General features: G+C 56.3%; 16 protein-coding genes and 2 pseudogenes. 12 read left to right on the top strand and 6 right to left on the bottom strand.

Annotated features, from left to right (window positions below; all coding sequences use genetic code 11):
- Nucleotides 1–35 precede the first annotated feature (35 nt).
- Nucleotides 36–692, bottom strand: coding sequence for a Crp/Fnr family transcriptional regulator (locus JQ553_RS25730; protein WP_212502828.1), 657 nt, complete (start codon nucleotides 690–692; stop codon nucleotides 36–38).
- Nucleotides 693–1,734: 1,042 nt separating this feature from the next.
- Here JQ553_RS25730 and JQ553_RS25725 point away from each other — a divergent pair.
- Nucleotides 1,735–2,442 (top strand): response regulator transcription factor, encoded by a 708-nt coding sequence (locus tag JQ553_RS25725; protein WP_212502827.1) that lies wholly within the window; start codon nucleotides 1,735–1,737, stop codon nucleotides 2,440–2,442.
- Between the two features lie 2 nt (nucleotides 2,443–2,444).
- Here the strand turns inward: JQ553_RS25725 and JQ553_RS25720 are convergent, their stop codons facing one another.
- The 3 genes and pseudogenes from JQ553_RS25720 to JQ553_RS34650 all read right to left on the bottom strand — a co-directional run.
- Nucleotides 2,445–2,657 carry a hypothetical protein gene (locus JQ553_RS25720; protein WP_212502826.1) on the bottom strand — a complete coding sequence of 71 codons (213 nt, stop codon included), beginning with the start codon at nucleotides 2,655–2,657 and terminating at the stop codon, nucleotides 2,445–2,447.
- A 41-nt stretch (nucleotides 2,658–2,698) separates the two neighbouring features.
- On the bottom strand, nucleotides 2,699–3,526 hold the full coding sequence (gene rfbF / locus JQ553_RS25715) for a glucose-1-phosphate cytidylyltransferase (RefSeq protein WP_212502825.1): 828 nt from the start codon (nucleotides 3,524–3,526) through the stop codon (nucleotides 2,699–2,701).
- A 136-nt stretch (nucleotides 3,527–3,662) separates the two neighbouring features.
- Nucleotides 3,663–3,835 (bottom strand): annotated as a pseudogene (locus JQ553_RS34650) (IS21-like element helper ATPase IstB); the annotation flags it as partial.
- A gap of 95 nt (nucleotides 3,836–3,930) precedes the next feature.
- On the opposite strand from JQ553_RS34650, the gene JQ553_RS25710 reads away from it, so the two are divergent.
- The 6 genes and pseudogenes from JQ553_RS25710 (at nucleotide 3,931) to JQ553_RS25690 (ending at nucleotide 8,823) form a co-directional block, all read left to right on the top strand.
- A complete protein-coding gene (locus JQ553_RS25710; protein ID WP_212502824.1) occupies nucleotides 3,931–4,158 on the top strand; it encodes a hypothetical protein in 228 nt (75 codons plus the stop codon).
- A gap of 307 nt (nucleotides 4,159–4,465) precedes the next feature.
- Nucleotides 4,466–5,791, top strand: coding sequence for a hypothetical protein (locus JQ553_RS25705; RefSeq protein WP_212502823.1), 1,326 nt, complete (start codon nucleotides 4,466–4,468; stop codon nucleotides 5,789–5,791).
- Between the two features lie 147 nt (nucleotides 5,792–5,938).
- Nucleotides 5,939–6,625, top strand: a complete 687-nt coding sequence (locus JQ553_RS25700) for a phosphatase PAP2 family protein (protein WP_212502822.1) — start codon at nucleotides 5,939–5,941, stop codon at nucleotides 6,623–6,625.
- 22 nt (nucleotides 6,626–6,647) lie between these two features.
- Nucleotides 6,648–6,840 (top strand): annotated as a pseudogene (locus tag JQ553_RS34645) (IS3 family transposase); the annotation flags it as partial.
- Between the two features lie 124 nt (nucleotides 6,841–6,964).
- On the top strand, nucleotides 6,965–7,924 hold the full coding sequence (locus JQ553_RS25695) for a hypothetical protein (RefSeq protein ID WP_212502821.1): 960 nt from the start codon (nucleotides 6,965–6,967) through the stop codon (nucleotides 7,922–7,924).
- Nucleotides 7,925–8,385: 461 nt separating this feature from the next.
- Complete coding sequence (locus tag JQ553_RS25690) at nucleotides 8,386–8,823, top strand: hypothetical protein (protein ID WP_212502820.1); 438 nt, start codon at nucleotides 8,386–8,388, stop codon at nucleotides 8,821–8,823.
- Nucleotides 8,824–8,940: 117 nt separating this feature from the next.
- On the opposite strand, the gene JQ553_RS25685 is transcribed toward JQ553_RS25690, so the two are convergent.
- The gene (locus JQ553_RS25685) at nucleotides 8,941–10,308 is read right to left on the bottom strand and encodes a lipopolysaccharide biosynthesis protein (RefSeq protein WP_212502819.1); all 1,368 of its coding nucleotides are present in this window, start codon (nucleotides 10,306–10,308) and stop codon (nucleotides 8,941–8,943) included.
- Nucleotides 10,309–10,337: 29 nt separating this feature from the next.
- Entirely contained in the window at nucleotides 10,338–10,541 is a 204-nt protein-coding gene (locus JQ553_RS25680) for a hypothetical protein (RefSeq protein ID WP_212502818.1), read from the bottom strand.
- A 341-nt stretch (nucleotides 10,542–10,882) separates the two neighbouring features.
- Here JQ553_RS25680 and JQ553_RS25675 point away from each other — a divergent pair, with 341 nt between their 5' ends.
- The 5 genes from JQ553_RS25675 to JQ553_RS25655 all read left to right on the top strand — a co-directional run bounded on the left by JQ553_RS25675 (nucleotide 10,883) and on the right by JQ553_RS25655 (nucleotide 17,454).
- The gene (locus JQ553_RS25675; protein WP_212502817.1) at nucleotides 10,883–12,184 is read left to right on the top strand and encodes a hypothetical protein; all 1,302 of its coding nucleotides are present in this window, start codon (nucleotides 10,883–10,885) and stop codon (nucleotides 12,182–12,184) included.
- Between the two features lie 468 nt (nucleotides 12,185–12,652).
- Nucleotides 12,653–13,306, top strand: a complete 654-nt coding sequence (locus JQ553_RS25670) for a class I SAM-dependent methyltransferase (protein ID WP_212502816.1) — start codon at nucleotides 12,653–12,655, stop codon at nucleotides 13,304–13,306.
- A gap of 371 nt (nucleotides 13,307–13,677) precedes the next feature.
- Complete coding sequence (locus JQ553_RS25665) at nucleotides 13,678–14,691, top strand: O-antigen ligase family protein (RefSeq protein WP_212502815.1); 1,014 nt, start codon at nucleotides 13,678–13,680, stop codon at nucleotides 14,689–14,691.
- 257 nt (nucleotides 14,692–14,948) lie between these two features.
- Nucleotides 14,949–16,307 carry a glycosyltransferase family 4 protein gene (locus JQ553_RS25660; protein ID WP_212502814.1) on the top strand — a complete coding sequence of 453 codons (1,359 nt, stop codon included), beginning with the start codon at nucleotides 14,949–14,951 and terminating at the stop codon, nucleotides 16,305–16,307.
- 55 nt (nucleotides 16,308–16,362) lie between these two features.
- Nucleotides 16,363–17,454 carry a hypothetical protein gene (locus JQ553_RS25655; protein WP_212502813.1) on the top strand — a complete coding sequence of 364 codons (1,092 nt, stop codon included), beginning with the start codon at nucleotides 16,363–16,365 and terminating at the stop codon, nucleotides 17,452–17,454.
- Nucleotides 17,455–17,472 lie beyond the last annotated feature (18 nt).

The following is a 17,472-nucleotide window of genomic DNA, read 5'->3' as shown; positions in this document are numbered from 1 at the left end:
TCATCGCGAGAAATAGAAGTATTGCTGTTGTGAGCCTAATCGCCGGCTATTCGCAGGAGACCCGGCAAATCGACAAACCGAATCGTCTTGCGGTTTGGCAAATCGATAAGCCCTTTCATCTTGAATTCAGCGAGAGTACGGCAAACCGTTTCGAGCGACATACCCAAGTGATCCGCGATATCGGCCCGTGGAAGCAGCAGCAATAGCGCGAACGGCCGTCTCGGGTCTTCAGGCAAGTGATTCCGGATGCGCAAGAGGAAGTCCGCGATTCGGGCGACGCTTTTCTTCTGGCTCATGGTAACGACAAGAGCCAACGTCTCGGAAAGGATCTGATGGGCACCGCAGGGTTCGTCCTGTTGGCAGATGCCTGAAACTGCCGAATGTTGCACCCGACAATTGGTTACCGCTTCGGCGGTTATCCGCTGACATGATGATCGAGTGGGCATGACCACGTCGCCCGGCCAATAGAAAGCCAAGATCTGCCGGTTTCCATTTTCGAGCAGTCGAACTGCCCGGATCACGCCCTCTACAATTTTGATTTTCTGAGGCTGATGCTCGCCCTCCCAAAAGAGCACTCGTCCGCGCGGTATAAGCGTTGGCCTCGATTGGCGACGGTTCTTGACGAGCTCTTCGCGGGACAAGCCGTAGGGCAGTGGTGCTGCGCCGGAAGCGCCGATTTGCGGAATACTCATTTGCCTACCCCCTCCTGCTTTGCGGAGGGTTGCATATCTGAACGCTGGAGCAAATTGGCTTACTGCACTAGTCCACCTGCGTTTCCGAATAGTGCGTTCGGTCTAGGCCAATTATGCGATCGGGCTTCGGACATGATAGCCCCGTGCACCATCTCTGCGCACCATTTCCGGGCTCTACAGCTTACACTATGTCCGGTTCTACAACAGCCTTTGAGAGACAAAGTCGATTGCCAACAGAATCGTGGCTTGACCGTCGCATGCAACGCTCAGCGCTCCAGTGTCTCGATGCACGATCGAGCAGTGACGAGAGCTCCGCCAGGATTCATGTGGTTGAAGTGACCTTGGCAATCTCACGCCGGCCGCTGAGGCCAATCGCAGCGCCTCCGGCGCGGGACGCTGCGCTGCGCCGGGGCGACGCGCCCGTCCGCTGCTTCACCGAGACAAATAGGCTCATATAATCCGGGAGCCTGCTCATCGCTGGATGAAAGAAGGACCTCAGAGACGCCGGCATTGAAACCCAAAATGTTACCGTGAGCGAAATTGCGGAGATTGTCGGCTGGACGTTTCGGTTGCGAAGTGACATAGCATCCGGGCCATCCAGACAATCGCGGCTGTCGGGTGTCCTTTCGCGAAGCTTGGGGAACGCATTCTGTCATACGGAGCAGATCGACCCACGACTTCTGCGGAATACGATCGAACCGGCTCTTCCCACTTCTGTTAGCGGCGTCGGATCGGTGCGCCTTAAGGATGTCGAGAGGGCCGCTGGCCAAGAGGTGGTAGTCCAATTTCCTTACCTCCAAAGGGCATCTTGTATTTTTGCGTCCGTGGGCGGACCTATGGACGGCAGGTCGCGTCACTCGTCACGCGCGAAAGCATATTAGCCAGATTATAGGGATGAGATTTAAGGACAGCAGGCTGTTGAAAAGAGAGCAGTGTTTCCCGATGTGATTCTAATTTATTTGGTCTCTTTTAGATTCAGCTACGTTCACAGCCAAATCGACTTTTTCTACAGCCTGCTAGTCGAGGGTCTGCAGGAGGGGGCATGTCTGTGATTTTGGTGATCGACGAGCACAGAGCCTACCGGCGCAGCATACGGGAGCTGATCGAGGCGAAGGTTCACGGTGCACAGGTAGTCGAGGCCTCGCCGTTTGAATTTTCATCGAATGGCCAGTACTTTGACTTGGTCCTGGTCGACGCCGGCTCTTTGAGCTCCGGCTTGCTAGCTCTGCTAAAGGAAGCACACAAACTAAGCCCGACGACCTACTTTGCAGTCATGTCGACTTCGAGCACTCGGGCCGACGTGCTGAATTATCTTTCAGCCGGATTTCATGGCTTCGTGAATAAGCTTCAATCGGACGCAGAACTGGTCGCGGCGATCGAGGAACTGCTCTATGGGCGGATATATGTTCCACGCTGGATCGTGGAGGGTCACGATTTTAGTCCGGATATTTCGTTCTCAACGAACACGTGGCTGAAGGCACTTAAGCTTACGCGTCGGCAAAATGAGATACTGCCGCTGATCGCTCAAGGTATGTCAAACAAGGAAATCGCCAGGCTCTTGGATATAGCAGAGGGGACAACCAAGATTCACACAACTGGTCTGCTGCACGCCCTCGGCGCCCGCAATCGGACAGAAGCCGCATTTATCGCTGCGAAGCTGGTCGGCCATCTGCGGATGAAGGGTGTACAAGATGTGCAACGCCGGAGGCCTCACATTTCTTCGCAAACTGGACCGACCCGCGATGATTGAGCTCAATCGTGATTGGGGTCGTCTCTCCCGAGGAAGTCGTTTGAAAGGTCGGCGCGATGCAAGAAGGCATCTACTCCTGTCAGCTCCGCTTGCGGTAGTTGGCGCATGTCTTTGGAGATAACCATCGACGACGTGCGGCCGTCGACGAAGCAAACCCGCTGATAAAGGCCGGTGTCGACCTCGATCGCTTCAGCGAGCAATTTGGCACCGAGCACTGAGGAGGCATGGCTATCTTTTCAGATGTCGGTCTGAGCGGTCATCGCAGGTTAGGCGCCCTCTGAATTTCCTGCAGCAGCATCGCAGGTTCACCATTCGAAACGCACCAAGGCGGTTTGCCGCTGTCCCACTGTTCCTGCAGGGCTGCTTGGTCCGTAAGGGTATCCACATTCTGCCAGTAGCCATGGTGCCGATACACCGCGAGTTGGTCCTGTTCGATCAAACGCGCAAGCAACTCGTTCTCCCAGCCGGGGCTGTCATCCTCGATCGTATCGAGGGCTTCCGGCTCCAAAACGAAGAATCCACCGTTCATCAGCTGTCCGTCACGGACGTCCTTTTCGAGGAAGCGAGCGACCGCCGGCCGCTCGGAAGATGGGCTGATTGCGCTGAAACCGTCCGGTTCCTGCACAGCGGTGACGGTCGCCAGTGCCCCTTGTTGACGATGAAAACTGATCAGCTCGCGAATGTTTACGTCGCTGACACTCTCGCCATAGGTGAGGCAGAACGTCGATCTGCCAGTACAATCTTTTATCCGCTTGACCCTGCTGCCGGTCATTGTCGAGTCACCGCTGTCGATCAGCGTGACCTTCCAAGGCTCACTTGCGTTTTGATGAAATTCGATAGAGTTCCTTTGGAGGTCGAGCGTAAAGTGGCGTGGGTAAGGCATATAGTCGAGAAGGTAGTCCCTGATGATCGACCGCTTGTCGCCGCACCAGATGACAAACTCGTTCAAACCGTGGTAAGAGTACAATTGCATGACGTGCCAGAGGATCGGCCGGCCGCCGATCTCAACCAACGGCTTCGGAACCACGCAGCTGTGTTCGCTGAGCCGCGTTCCAGAGCCTCCGGCAAGAATGAGTACTTTCATTCGCTTCTCCTGCCTCGTTCGTCGTTGCTCCGGAGTTGATTAGGAGTGGCGCTTGATACTCTCCGACCAAAACGTATGCGAAGCGGCCAAACGTGAGTTGATGAGCGTCAACTCCGATCCCAGCCTTACGGCCTCTGGTGCTGACGATCACGGAGGTGCGCTCGTAAAGGCGCCTGATGAGGTGGGACGGCAGTTGGGCCGCCGGATTGTGCGAACGGAAGATACTGCAGTTCGTTGAGGACGATGGAGTTCTTGCGGGTCAGATGTCCGGCGAGCCCGGCCTCGCCGGCCGTTGCAGATCCTGATCTCGATCGACCTCGCTTCGCGCCACTGCAGACGCCATTTTTCTCGCGATGGTGATGGCCTGATGGATCTTGCCGGTCCCGACCAGCCGGAGGTTGTCAGTGGGCACACTTGGCGATCTGCGCATGGCGAAGCGTCAATGTGGCTGGCGTTATGTTGGCCGGTGGAGTGGCTTCAACAATGAAGTCATCATGTTGAGCGCGACGTCGACGGAATGGACGGCGTCACGCAGCGCAGGCTGCCTCGAGTTCCCGAAGGCCGTCGGCCACACCGCATTAACTGTCGACCATCTCCCGATTTCCGTTATCGACGCGAGCAAGCTTGCGTAGTGGACTGCGCACAGAAAGCTGAGCGCGGGCCTCGCCAATTTCGTGGGTCGGACAGGCCCGTAACTTGATAACCGTCAACTCGGCAGTACGCCATAGGGCGTTACTTTTCATACAACTCAACGCGCGGTTTACTTTGATACCGGAGCCCTTGGTCGTGAGACATGGAACTAACTACGCTCACTGGCTGACTGATATGCTGCCAATTCTATGGCGACGGCGGCGGACAATAGTTGTCGCCCTCGTCCTCACGTCAGCTGCGGCATTCCTCTTCCATAGAACCGTCGGCGAGCGCTACGAGTCATACACGTTGTTGCGCGTTGGACAGGGCATCAAGGATCGATCGACGGGTAGCCTCCTTGGGGAAGGTCCCGACCTGACGAGTCGCATTGAGTCGCTGGCACGGATTGCAACAACCGACCAAGTCATTCGCTTGGCTGCCTCGGAAGTTGGCTTTAGCCGTCTATTCCAGAAAGACGAGCCAGGCCTCGCTTCAGCGGTGCGCGAGTGGCTGGCATCCGGCCCTCTGCAAGGACTACCTGAGCGGCTCGGTTTTCTCAAATCGCTAACTGAGGCGAACGGGGCCGAAGAGGTCCCGAATGAAACCAATGATGATTATCAGCAGCTGATTGCCAGGCTGCGCGATCTCATCTCCGCCAGGGCAGAAGGGCGGTCAGATATCCTGCGGGTGTCATTCCGCCATCGTGATCCTGCCATCGCCGCAAAGTTCCTGAACGAACTTGCGAACGCATTGATAGCTACGCAGGGCGATCTCGTTCAAATTCCCGGCGCCGACGTTTTCTTCCAGCAGCAGACGAAGCGACTGGAACAGCAAGCAGAGAAAGCAGGAACGGATCTTCGGAATTTTTCAGTCACGGCCGCGATTTATTCCGTCGAAGAGCAGCGCAAGCTGCTTCTTCAGCGAGCCGACGCGCTTGGCTCCTTGATTGCCTCGACGCGCGGATCGATCGAAGACCGGAGAGGCCAAAAACAGGCCATTCTGGACCAGCTCATGACGCTACGACCTGTCCACCAATCCAGGACCGTTACCGCGATCGTGAATGACCTCCGCGGGCGCGATCACAAGGCAACCGAAAACGCGGTCGGGACAGTCCAAAACGAGGATGCGCCGCCGTTGCTTCTCGTGAAGGTGTACCAGGATGCCATGGCGAATCTGCTGAAGGTCAACACTGATCTAAACGGCTCACTCAGAGTCGAAAAACTGCTTATGACCGAACTCGAAAAGATCGATGAAGAACTGGCCGCTCTATCGTCAAAAGAGGCAGAATACGACCGCCTGAAACGCGTGTTCACCAGAGCGTCAGCCGCGGCTGACCATTACGGAAGCCGCGTGATCGAGGAACAGATTAACCAGGATATTGCCAAGCAGACCCAACTGTCGAGCGTTCGAGTGGTTCAACGCGCAGAAAAATCACCTACGCCGGTGTTTCCGCGAGCAGCACACCTATTCCTGCTGGCATTGGTGGGCGGCATAGCGTTGGGCTCGGCATTTGCACTGATGTTAGAACTTGCGCATATCCGTCGAGAGGAGAGTGAGGAAGCAGGACCTGCGATCGAGGAAGTCGTCAGACGGTCAGTGCGCAACCATTTAAGGGAAATTCAAGCGGCGGAATAGCCCGACAGTTGCATCAAAAAAGCCCAATCTGCGATCTTCTCAGACAGCGCCAAGGCAAAGATTCAATGGACCCTGATGGCTGAATTTACAGCGACGCCCTAGTACGTTCCAAGCGGGCGGCTTGGTCTAGATTTGCACGGAGGTCCAATGCTAGACGGCAATTGGGATCGAGAGCTTCTGCTGACCCTAAACTCGCTTGTTGGACTTGATGGGCCCCACTATGTATGGGGGCTCGCCAGTAATGCGCTGTTCAGAGGATTTCCGATATTCTTTGCTTGGTTCGTCTTATGGTTCTCCCGCGATTGCATAAGACGGCGCAGCCGAATGTTGGTTGCACTTCTTGCGGTCTGTCTCGCGACAGTCCTGTCGGTTTGGTTACAGTTTCATCTTGCTACGCATACACGTCCAATTTTGGACCCGGCACTTCACTTGAACATAATCGATCCAGGTTCGAATTGGGATCGTACAGGGTCGTTTCCCAGTGACACGGCGACTGTGTTTTTCGCTCTAGCCACCGTAATCCTGTTAGAAAATCGAGTGGTCGGGTTGATTTGTCTTCTTTGGGTCGCCGCGGTTATCGCGATCCCTCGGGTCGTTGTCGGTTGGCACTATCCGAGCGACGTAGTTGGCTCGCTGCTTCTAGGACCGGGATTTGTCCTGCTTTTCGATAAAGTGCCTTACCTGCGGATGCTATTTGAGCGCTCACTCAGGTTGTTTGAGGGCCGCATGTATCTTGTCCACGCACTATTATTCGTTCTTATGGCGGACGCGTCGCACTTGTTTGATGGCTTGCAACACGCGGGAAAAAGTCTTGTGCGGATGTTGGGAAGTTGAAGCGCATTTGTTGGCAGCATGAGAAGGCCAAGTCGGCGGCATGAAAGTCTCCGAGGCGAAGCGGCTAGGGGTGCTGGAGGAGAAGAAATATCTGGCCGAGCACATGCTCGATGCGGTCGCCCTTCGCGAGCTTCTTTCTAAAAATGGTACGGCCCGCTGCCAGGCGCGTTGTGGTTGCGCATCTACAGGCTGCCATGAGCCTGTCGGAACAGCGGAGGGGGATTCGGATGGTCGTCCCGTATCACTATGGTCTGCCCCTCATCTCGCACGGGTGATATTGAGGATGGTCAATTTGACCATGAACGGGAGGGATAGCTTTGGCTTGGGGGAACAACCAACATGCTGTTCAGCCCATACGAGCTCACGTTCGTATTCCCGGTGCTTGCATTTGCCGGGTATTTGGAACTGCGTCTGCTCGCGAGCAAATCCGCGATATCGGTCGTGCTAACCGGCGCGGCTCTGACCCTTTGTGCCGTACCGGAAGATCCAGTGCGAGCGGACCAACTGGAAGCATCTTCGGACGACCAGACAAGAGCCTTACCAATTTTGGATGCGATTAATCAGAATACTCCGGGTCAAAGCGAGGGATACGCCGTCGGAGTGCCCACGACCTTCGCCTGGTGCAACGGCTCGTACAAGCCTCCGGGCGGCAACGCGCCGCCTTCGGATTTCACGGCGGTCACTGGATGGGGGCAGGTCTATCCGAAGGTAGGCTCGCCTGCGCGTTCGAATCCAAACGGGAACATTTTAGTTGCCAATGCAAAAACCTACGTCCATGTCCGCACGAACCGAGAATGGATATTGGTGCAAGATCAGGCCACAGACGACGTCGCTGGAGCTCACTTTGTCGCCGACTTTGCTAGAGCGGCAGGCATCGAGATGAGGATGAAAGCGTTGCCAGATGGCAGCGTGGCCCTCGGCATCCCCACGACCGGGCTTAATACTCATTTCTGGCTGACGAAACGAGGCACGTATGCAGCCGGAAGCGTTGATGGAGTATACGTGCAGATGGATATCAGGAAGGATGATCCGAACGTGAAGCTCGTCGCCAACGTTGGCGCCGACTGGTGGCGGAACTCGACAGTCGAATTTGTGAGCAGTTTCGCCAACAATCCAGGAGCTGGCATGAGCAACTGGATCGAACTCTCGACGCAATGGTCCACTCTTCGCTTCTATTCAGGGAGCAGTTCGCAGCTTCGGGCGAACCCGCCCCCACCGCTCGTCGATGCGGCGCCCGAAGCAAATCCGACCATCCGACGTCACGCAGACACGCCAGCGCCTTGCCTCGCCGGTCCGTAGGACCGACAACAGTTGGCTGGAGCTGAAAGCAATCGGCTTCCAACAAATTCGTCTTCCGCGAGTGCCCCGGTTACACCGAACAACAGCATCTCTGGCAGCGCCGCTTCGACATGGTCTCCGTCAACACCGGACGCGGTGCGTGCCGCCTTGGTGCAAGGTCCGGCTACTGCGAGGAAACGTTCTATGTCAACGCCACAAAGAGCCGGCGCCGCCGGCAAGATGCTGTTAGCCAAAAGCTGATGAACCTAGTAATTTCACATTCGGCAACAAGCTTTGCTAATCCTTGCTGCGGCGCACCACTACCATCACACCAATGGAGTTAAAGCGTGGCGTTGGAACTTAGCGCCCGCCAGTATGTTTTCTGTCGGGAGTGCTATGGTTATTCGGGCCATGACCTATGAGACGCCGGGGTCGCGTCTGCCTCGGTCGGATCATATCTCGCCAGCGAGCAGGAAGGCAGAATGAACTGCGAACGTCTGAAACGTCTGGCGGTACTTTTGGAGGGCTACCGGGACAGCGATGAAACCCGGTTTGACCTTCAAATTTGGGGTAAGTTTAAGAGCCAGCGTGCGGGGTTTCTCTGGCTGAACCAGCGCCCATGCAACACAGCAGCTTGCGCTGTGGGTTTTGCGTGCAGTTCGGGCATCTTCGCGGAGGATGGTTTGTCGTACGAACTTGACAAGACCAATATGGAACTCACTCCGCTATTCCGCGACCTTGAGGGTTGGGGTGCAGTGAAGTCATTCTTTGACCTCGACCAGGTTCAGGCTGTCAGGTTGTTCGCCGAACATTCCTACGAATCAACTGAAGGCGAGGCCGGTGCCCGGGCCGTGGCAGAGCGGATCCGTAAGATGATTGCGCCGCTCGACGGATCTACCCAAAAACCGCAAAAGCTCTAAGCCTGCTATTTCGCCTGGCAAAGTAAGCCTGGGATCGGATCGGCGAGGACAGAAGCAAGCGGCTGAACATGCCGGCGCAGTTCGTGCCGCGCACCAACTCTCCAAGACGTAAGTCGCTCAACCTGCGCCGCTTCCATCCGGCGAGCGACCCGCCTGGATGCGGCGGGTTTCGACGTTGGCCAAGGCCAACTCGGACGCCCCGCTGCCCCTGCCGCTTACTATAAGCGCGCTCGTTTTGCTGGGTTGAACCAAGGCTGCTCGCACCGCCTCGGAAGCGTTTTCTCCCTTGGACTGGATGCCCTTTCGGAACATATAAGCCAGGAACACAAATACCGCTCCCTCACTTGCGATCACGCCAAAAGCGGCAGCATTCGGACGCATCAAGAAATAAGCGGCAGCGACGGTCAGCAAATTGGCGAACACCGCGACGGAAGCCATTTTGAGCGCAAATCCGTCGTGATGCCGGCGATGCAGATAGGCATTGGATAGCGTGAAGTTGGTTGCTAGCAGCGGAAATCCGATTAGCATCCATCGCAGCGGCTCCGCCGCCGCGATGTAATCTGCCGAAAACACCAGCTTCAAAAATAAAGGCGCTGAGATCGCAAAGCAAACCGCGACAACAGAAGACATCAGAAAACAAATGGCTGCTAAAACGTACCACCGCACTCGTTCGAAATGGCCGGCGCTTGCTAACCTCACCAGTTCCTGAGCCAAAAACGCAAATGATCCAACACCCCCATAGAACAGCTTGTCGGCCTGCAGGTACAGGCCAACTTCGGCTTGTGTGAATAACACGACGAGGAAGAATCCATTGGACCAGTGCGAGCCCAGCATGATCACTCTTATCCCCAAGGAAGCAAGCGACTCGCGAAAAATCTCCCGGTCAAGACGGAACATAACCGCCGAGGATGCATAGCGAGATAAACGTTCGCTTATAAATAGAACCGGTCCGAGCCTGGCGGCCACGAGGATGCTCAATATAACAATCAGCGTTGGGTGATATTCGAGTAAAATAATTCCAACGAAAATCGCCGCAGCCATCGAGGAGCAGATTATCTCTGAGATGGAATACAAACGAAAAAGGCTCGCGTTGGCAGCAACCAGCCAGGGAGACCGTAACGAAAGACCGACAACGAGAAGTATTCCAAGGATTGGTACCAAAGGCTGTTCGGATATAGGCATGAAAACGTACGCAGCGGGCAGGCAGAGCAGCATTGTCAAGAAACGTTGAAAATTGACTTTATAGTAATAGCTTGCCTGTTCCGCGAGGTCCGGTCTCTGCGCCAAGTTACGGTATGCCGGTCGAGAGTACCCGAGGTCCGAAATTTGCGAGGCAAACATGCTCACCGAATGGATACTTAGCAGAAGCACATTCTGACTGGGACTCAACGTTAAAGCCGCGGCCTTGAAAGCGAGAAATAGTGACGCTGTGTTGGTCACATAAAGAACGAGCATCAGTGACAATCGACTTGTAACGTTTGGCATTTTACGAATCCCGCCACCAATACCCGTTTTCAAGCGAACACATAGCGTCCTGCAGCGCATTTCTTATGGTCTTGCAGGAGGTCAACTGCGCTGGCCACGTCATCGAATGCTGCCGCTTCAAGCTTCCGCACCTGGAAACGGATGACGTTGCGCGAGGCACCGTGGCGGCTGGCGAAGGCGTAGAACGTTTCGCCCGCAAGTCCTGGGAAAGGGTGTTTGGCAACGGCTTTCAAAGCCCGGCCTCGGTCAATCCAAACCTCTAATTTGTTAACGGGCCAAGGGCCACTCCAAACCTGTAGTCGGCTTTTAGCGACGATTGACAGTTTCGCTATTGACGAGCGTCAAGTTGGAGGTGGGGCTCCTGGTGGAGAATTTGCACGTTCCGCACGCCAAGATTGAAAGCAAGAGTGATTAATGAGGCTTCTCTTCCATCCAGCGAGGTCGTCGCACATTGCTCAGGACCGCTCGACCGGCGCCGGTAAGGGACTGCTGGAGGCGCTGCCACGGGGTACTCTATATTGGCGAACTGAAGAGAAAATCAGCCGATAACAATATCTGAACAGGCGTCTTTCACGTGCGTCGCGCGACCTACACCGAACCAAAGGATGGAAAGGCTGTCATCCTCGTGGATGTCGCAAGTGGGACCTATGACATCGCTCACTGGTCGGCGGAGACGGGCGAATGGATGAGGAAAAACGGCGAGCCAAGCAGGATCAAGCCGACACATTGGCATCCAATATCGCGTGACGCATATCGCCTGCAAGAGGACGAAGCATCGAGCAAGCCCTCGCAGGACTTCTCGAACCGGGCCGCGCCACCACGATCGGCGGGGGCGAGCGACGTCGTTGCGCCTGGTTCAGTTGCGACGGCTGTGCCGGTGACGGTCGACCCATTCGAGGTGCAGACTGCGCGGATCGAACAGAAGCACGCGCCGCGTGCGCGGCGACGATTTGCGGCTTCCTTCGCCATCGCAACTCTCATCGTTGCGGCGCTCCTTGGCCTGTATGTGAGGCAATACGCCCGTCAAGTCGATACCGCTCGCATCAACACGACCGGCGGGCAAGTCGTCGAGCAAGAGACCTTGTTGCCGAGTCAGGGCCGGCGCAAGACCGGCTTGTTGGCGCTCCAACACGACGCCGTGGCGGATGAAGTGAACGCGCAGACCGGGGCGCAGGGCAGGCGAATCCTCGTGGGTTCAGCACCCGAAGCGCGACAGTCTTTCGAGAAGGAGGAGCGCCTCGAGGCTTTGGCGAATGAGCTTGCCGAGGCTAGAAACGCTCTTGCCCAGGCCCGAGGCATCATAGAAGCGCGCAATCTCCAGATAAATGCGCGCGATACCCAGTTGCGCGAGCAAGAAGGTGAACTGGCGATGGTGCGCCGCGAACTGGAGACAAACGCAGCGATGCTGACGAAGCTGCAGCGGGAACTTGACGGGCCCGAGGGGCCGTCGCGCGAAATGGCAATGGCGCGTGAACCGGAGCCAGGCGCGATTGATCCGCGCGCTACGTTTGAGCCCGCTGCGACCAGCCAGATCGCGCAGGTCACGCAAGCTGTAGAACCGGTCGCTTCTGAGCAAACCGCGGCTGTAGTGTCGCAAGACGGTCCGGAAGTGGCCAGATTGATAGCGCGCGCCAGGGCGCTGCTCGGCCAGGGCAACATCAGCGCGGCGCGGACAGTACTTGAGCGGGCTGCCGAGATGGGCAGCGCTCTGGCGAGCTTCACGCTCGCGGAGACCTATGACCCCATCATTCTTTCTAAATGGGGGACATACGGAACGCGCGGCGATGCTGCGAAAGCGCGCGAACTCTATGCGAAGGCTCATGCTGCCGGCGGAATTCAGGAGGCGAAGGATCGGTTCGAGGCGCTGGATCGGTGACCTCTATTAGCTCTTGCCGGGATTTGCTTCCGGCGGCGTGGGTTTGCGCAGGGCCGACGATCTCCCGAAGCTCGCGGCAAAATCCGGGTCCTTCGATAGTCCGAACGTCCGGATGCGGTCCCGTGCGAGCTCGTGAACCTTGAGGATCTGCTGGACCGACCGCAAGCTCACCGCCTGGCGGCGCTCCAGGTGCCAGATCGACCACGCGCCGCATAGTGTCAGGGCGAAGTGGCGGCTTTCCGGCTTTGCGCCTCTTGTCGCGCAACAGCCCTTCGACGCCCTCCGCCATAAACCGCCCCCGGTAATCACGAGTGACTTGACGCTCGTCAATACGCCAAAGCTCTGGAGAATTACTTTCTGGGCTACCCTCCCTGTGCCTGCCGCGAAAGGCGCGAATTACGGTGGCCGCGCGGACATTGTGGAGCTGGGCCATGATGCTAGCGAGATGCCGCCCCGAGGAGACAGTACATGCGGCTTTGGTTCTACGCTTTATCGCCATTCATGAAACGGTTTCGGATCTCGCGCGCCCGGAAGATCAAGCGAATTTTCCCCGATATCGACGATCGCTCGATCGTCGATATCGGGGGCTCCCTTCATTATTGGAGACATGTCAAACCGGAGATAAAACCGAAGCAGATTACGATCTACAACATTGCCTTGGACAATCAGTTTGATGCCGCGAAAATCGGTGGGGCGCCAAGCAACATCCAGGTGAGCATCTATGATGGAAAGCACATTCCCGCGAGTGACAAGCAGATCGACGTGTTAATCTGCAACTCGGTGATAGAGCACGTCCCGCCGAATGAGCGGGTCGGTCTGGCTCGCGAAATTGCGCGCGTCGCCAGAAACTATGTGATCCAAACGCCAGCAAAGGTGTTTCCCCTCGAGCCACACTTCGTCATGCCGTTCTTGCATTGGCTGCCCCGGCGCATCGGACGTGCTGTGGTAAAGTTCTCACCGTTTGGACTGATTCACCGAGACACGGCTCTCACGCAAAGTTTCTTCGACGAAGTCAATATCTTATCCGCAAATGAGTTCAGAACGTTGTTTCCCGAAGGCGAATTCGTCGTGGAGCGCTTTTTATTCGTCCCAAAATCGTACCTGATTATCAATAGGGCGTAAGTCCGGTGTGACCAATCGTACGCTACCATGCATGAAGCGTGAACGTTCCAGCGTGCTGGCACGCTTCTTCCCGAAAGCAATGCAAGTTGGCAGTGTGCTGGGTTTGGTCTCTCTAACGGTAGCAATAGGAACCGATGTCGTCTTTCGCACTTGATACGACGCGGCGGTCCGGAAGTACAGTCGCGTCCCGGAGCGACGGACCCTTCTTTCTAGTGTTGTGCGGGTCGTTGGTTGTACAGAGCCTTTTTGTCTTCATTTATCATCTGTCGGGCTCGCCAGCATTCTATGCAATAAGTAACTCCGTTGCGATTGCGCTCATTGGATATGCCCTAGTCGGCGGCCTCCGATGGGAACGCGATGGCTCGGCCAGCATGACGTTTCTGGTGGTATCAGTGGCGGCAACTCTTTTGAGTGTCATTTACAATGCCGCGAACACGTCGATGACGGACGTGCTGAAGTACCTGTCTCTCTACATCTTCTATGCCGCTGGCCGTTGCAACAGAACCCCGTTTCGATCGGTAGAGCTGTACTGCCTCTACGCCTTGGCGGCTCTGCCGATAGCATTCATGGCGGTTGGTACAAGTAAGATCTGGAACTGGGAGGGTAAACCTTTCGGATATCTTCCCAACGCGAACATCGCAGTCCTGCATTTCAGCGCGTTGCTTTTCGCCGCAGCACCGGTGTTCGGGAATCGAGTCATTCTGCTGCAGCTTCTGAATGCCGCGCTCATGAATAAGATTGGCGCCATCGTGGCGACGGTGATCGCGATTTGTATGTGGGTCGCCGGTCTGCGGCCAAGGGAGTCGATTATATCGCTAGCTGCCATCCTCATCCCCGTCCTCACCCTCGGCGTGGTTGCGTTTCAGTTCGGGGCTTTCGATCGAGCCATTATCGCTTTAAACGGGTTGGCATTCGCGCTCAACATCGATCCACGCTCCGTAGTTTCGATGTCATACCAGAAACTGGTGCTGCTGACGGGCTCGACCGACCTCTCAGGGTTCTTCCGCCTGATCCATTGGGCGAACATTTGGGATATTTACTCCAGCGGCGGCGTAGGAACGTGGATCTTTGGATACGGGCCTGGTGAAACTCCGGCACTGACATACGCCGGGTTGGTGCCGCACAACGATTACCTTCGGATTCTCGTCGAGTACGGGCCAGTCAATCTTGTGATATTCGTCTGCTTTCTCACCTATGTGCGAGCTGCGCTTACGTCGGGGGCGGCAAGAGTTCTATTCGTTGTGCTTTGCATATACTTTTTCTCGGAAAATCTTCTGGATAGCTTCACGTCCATGACGCTCTTTTTCGCCTACGCCGGCCGAATGACTGCAGGTGGCCGTGTGGGGGAATCGCCACGAACTTTGAGCCGCAACTTGTCTCAATGACGGGCGGCACATCTTGATAGCGGAGCGCGATGCCAGGTCAGCGCGGCGATTTGGAGCATCCTGTGCGACGGTACCCAACGAGACTTGACGACCGTCAATATCGGCAGACGGAGCCAAGATAGGCTTCTGACACTTGTTCTTCGCTTTCATCGCAGAGGGAACGCAATGCGAGCGCCATGCAAAGGAGCAGCTGGCGGAGCGGTCCATAGCGGGCGCGGAGCTGAGGAGGACCGCGAGTCTACGGCCGGACCAGCAACATGAGCGAGCCTTTCGATCAAGGCGGCGGCGTGTTGGCTGGATCGTCGAGCCACAAAACGGGAGTGTGGAAAGAACGCCGGCTCACGGCGATCGATACGGCGAGGCAGGTCAGACCGCCAAAGGCGGCCCTGAAAGTCCTGTTTGCCAACAAGTTCTTCTATTTGAAGGGCGGCGCTGAGGCCGTCATGTTCGACGAAATCGACTTGATGAAGAAGCACGCAGTTGATGTTGTCGAATTCTCCATGTGCGATCCGCGTAATCGTCCATCGAAGTATGGGTCGTATTTCGTCTCATTGAAGGACTACCGGTCAACTTCGCGGGTCGCCAGGCTCAGATCGGCGCTTTCGTTCATTAATTCGCGGGAAGCGGCAGACAAGATTTCTAGCCTGATACGCAATGAAAAGCCGGACATAATGCACTGCCATAATGTTTACCATCAGCTGACGCCCTCCATCATCAACGCGGCTTCACGGATCAAGATTCCGATCGTTCTTACATTGCACGACTACAAGCTCGTATGCCCGGTATATACCCGGCTCTCAAACGGCCAAGTGTGTACGAAGTGTTCCGACGGCCACTACGAAGCACTGCTCGTACAACGCTGCGCTGACGGTTCGATCGGGCGCAGCGTGCTGTTGTGGGGAGAAGCTCGCTTTCATGCAGCGGCTGGCAGCTATCAGCGGGTGGATAAATTTATCGCCCCTAGCCGCTTTATGCGTGACGCTGTCGTGCCCCGATTGGGCGAAGACAAGGTAGTTTACATCCCGAACGGTGTCGACACGTCCCGCATCGAGGTGTCGGGGCAGGACGACGGTTTCGTGCTCTACCTTGGGCGTCTTTCACCTGAGAAAGGGGTCGAGACCTTGCTGCGGGCACATGCGGGCGACAATGCAGCATGGCGGCTTGTCGTCGCCGGAGCGGGCCCATTGCTCGGAAACTTACAATCGCGATTCCCGTTGGCAGAGTTTACCGGCCACCTGACCGGCGAAGCTCTCGAAGCAAGACTCAGGGATGCATCCATGGTCGTCGTTCCGTCCGAGTGGCACGAGAACAATCCGCTTTCGATCCTCGAGGCAATGGCACATGCGAAGCCGATCGTCGCATCGCACATCGGCGGAATACCAGAACTCGTAAGCCACGGCAAAACCGGCTTGCTCTTCGAACCCAAGAATGCCCAGCAGCTGTCCAGCCAAATCAAGTTGCTGCTGAGTGACTCCGATTTGCGAAGGAAATTCGGGAGGGAAGCTCGAAGGATCGCTGAGACGGAGTATTCACTCGAAAGACACGGAGCGGCACTGCTCTCGCTCTATCAGAGCTTGGCCGCACCAAGCGGAGCGGTTCACCAGCTCGGGCCGTGAAATTGCTCTCACGATCGTACGACGATGCAGTCAAGTAACGAGAGGGATTTGGCAAATGGGTCTTCGTGCTGGAGATTGGGTTCAAGTACGCAGCAAGCAAGAGATCCTTGCGACACTCGACAGGACTGGCCGCCTGGAAGGCCTTCCCTTCATGCCACAAATGTTCAGATATTGTGGCCGGTCCTTCAAAGTCTTTAAGGTCGCGCACAAGACATGCGACACTGTCAACGGCACCTACGGACGTCGGCTTGCTGGCGGGATTCATCTGGATCTTCGCTGTGACGGCCAGGCTTACGGAGGCTGCCAAGCAGAGTGCTTGATCTTCTGGAAGGACGCGTGGCTGAAGCCTGTCTCCGATGGTCTGGACGTAGCCGGTTCGGCGCCAGCATCACAGTCTCGTGCAACAATTCCGGCGCAAGGCTGCCTGGAGAGCGACGTTCTGCAAGCAACGTCGATTTCGCGCGAGAACGAAGTAGCGTATCAGTGCCAAGCGGTCCGCTTGCCCTATTTCACAAAGCCGCTTCCTTGGTGGCGGCTCGACCAATATGTCGCTGACTACGTCTCGGGCAATGTGAGCCTTCGCAACATATTCGACGGCTTGGTCTACTCGGTGTACTGCAAGCTAACCAGGGCCTACCATCCAACCCTTGGACGTCCTGGCCGCTGGTTGTACGATTGGTTTCAAACTCGCCGCGGCGGAACGCTCTACCCTCGTCATCGCGGTCGTCTCCGGCCCGGCGAAGTCGAGCCTGTCGTTAATCTGAACTTGCAACCCGGCGAGCTTGTGCGAGTAAAATCTTATGAAGAGATACTTTCGACCGTGAATTCCCAGTACACAAATCGAGGTCTCTTTTTTGATGGGGAAATGGTGCCCTACTGCGGTGGCACTTACCGCGTCCGAGCGAAAGTCTCCAAATTCATTGATGAAAAAACCGGGAAAATGAGACGCATGAAGACAGCTGCCGTAATTCTCGAGGGTGTCTCGTGCGGATCTTGCTATAGCTACAAGCGAATGTTCTGCCCGCGCGCCATATATTCGTGGTGGCGTGAGGCATGGTTAGAGCGCGTCGAAGAGGAGTCCAAGTCCAGAACCGCAGCTTCGGATATCCCGTCGGCCCAACGACCGAAGAGCCTGGTGAATTTCTAACAGGCCGTTGAAGCAGGA

The organism is Bradyrhizobium lablabi, assembly GCF_018131005.1.
Lineage (GTDB): Bacteria > Pseudomonadota > Alphaproteobacteria > Rhizobiales > Xanthobacteraceae > Bradyrhizobium > Bradyrhizobium lablabi_D.
This window is presented reverse-complemented; position numbering and strand designations above follow the sequence as displayed.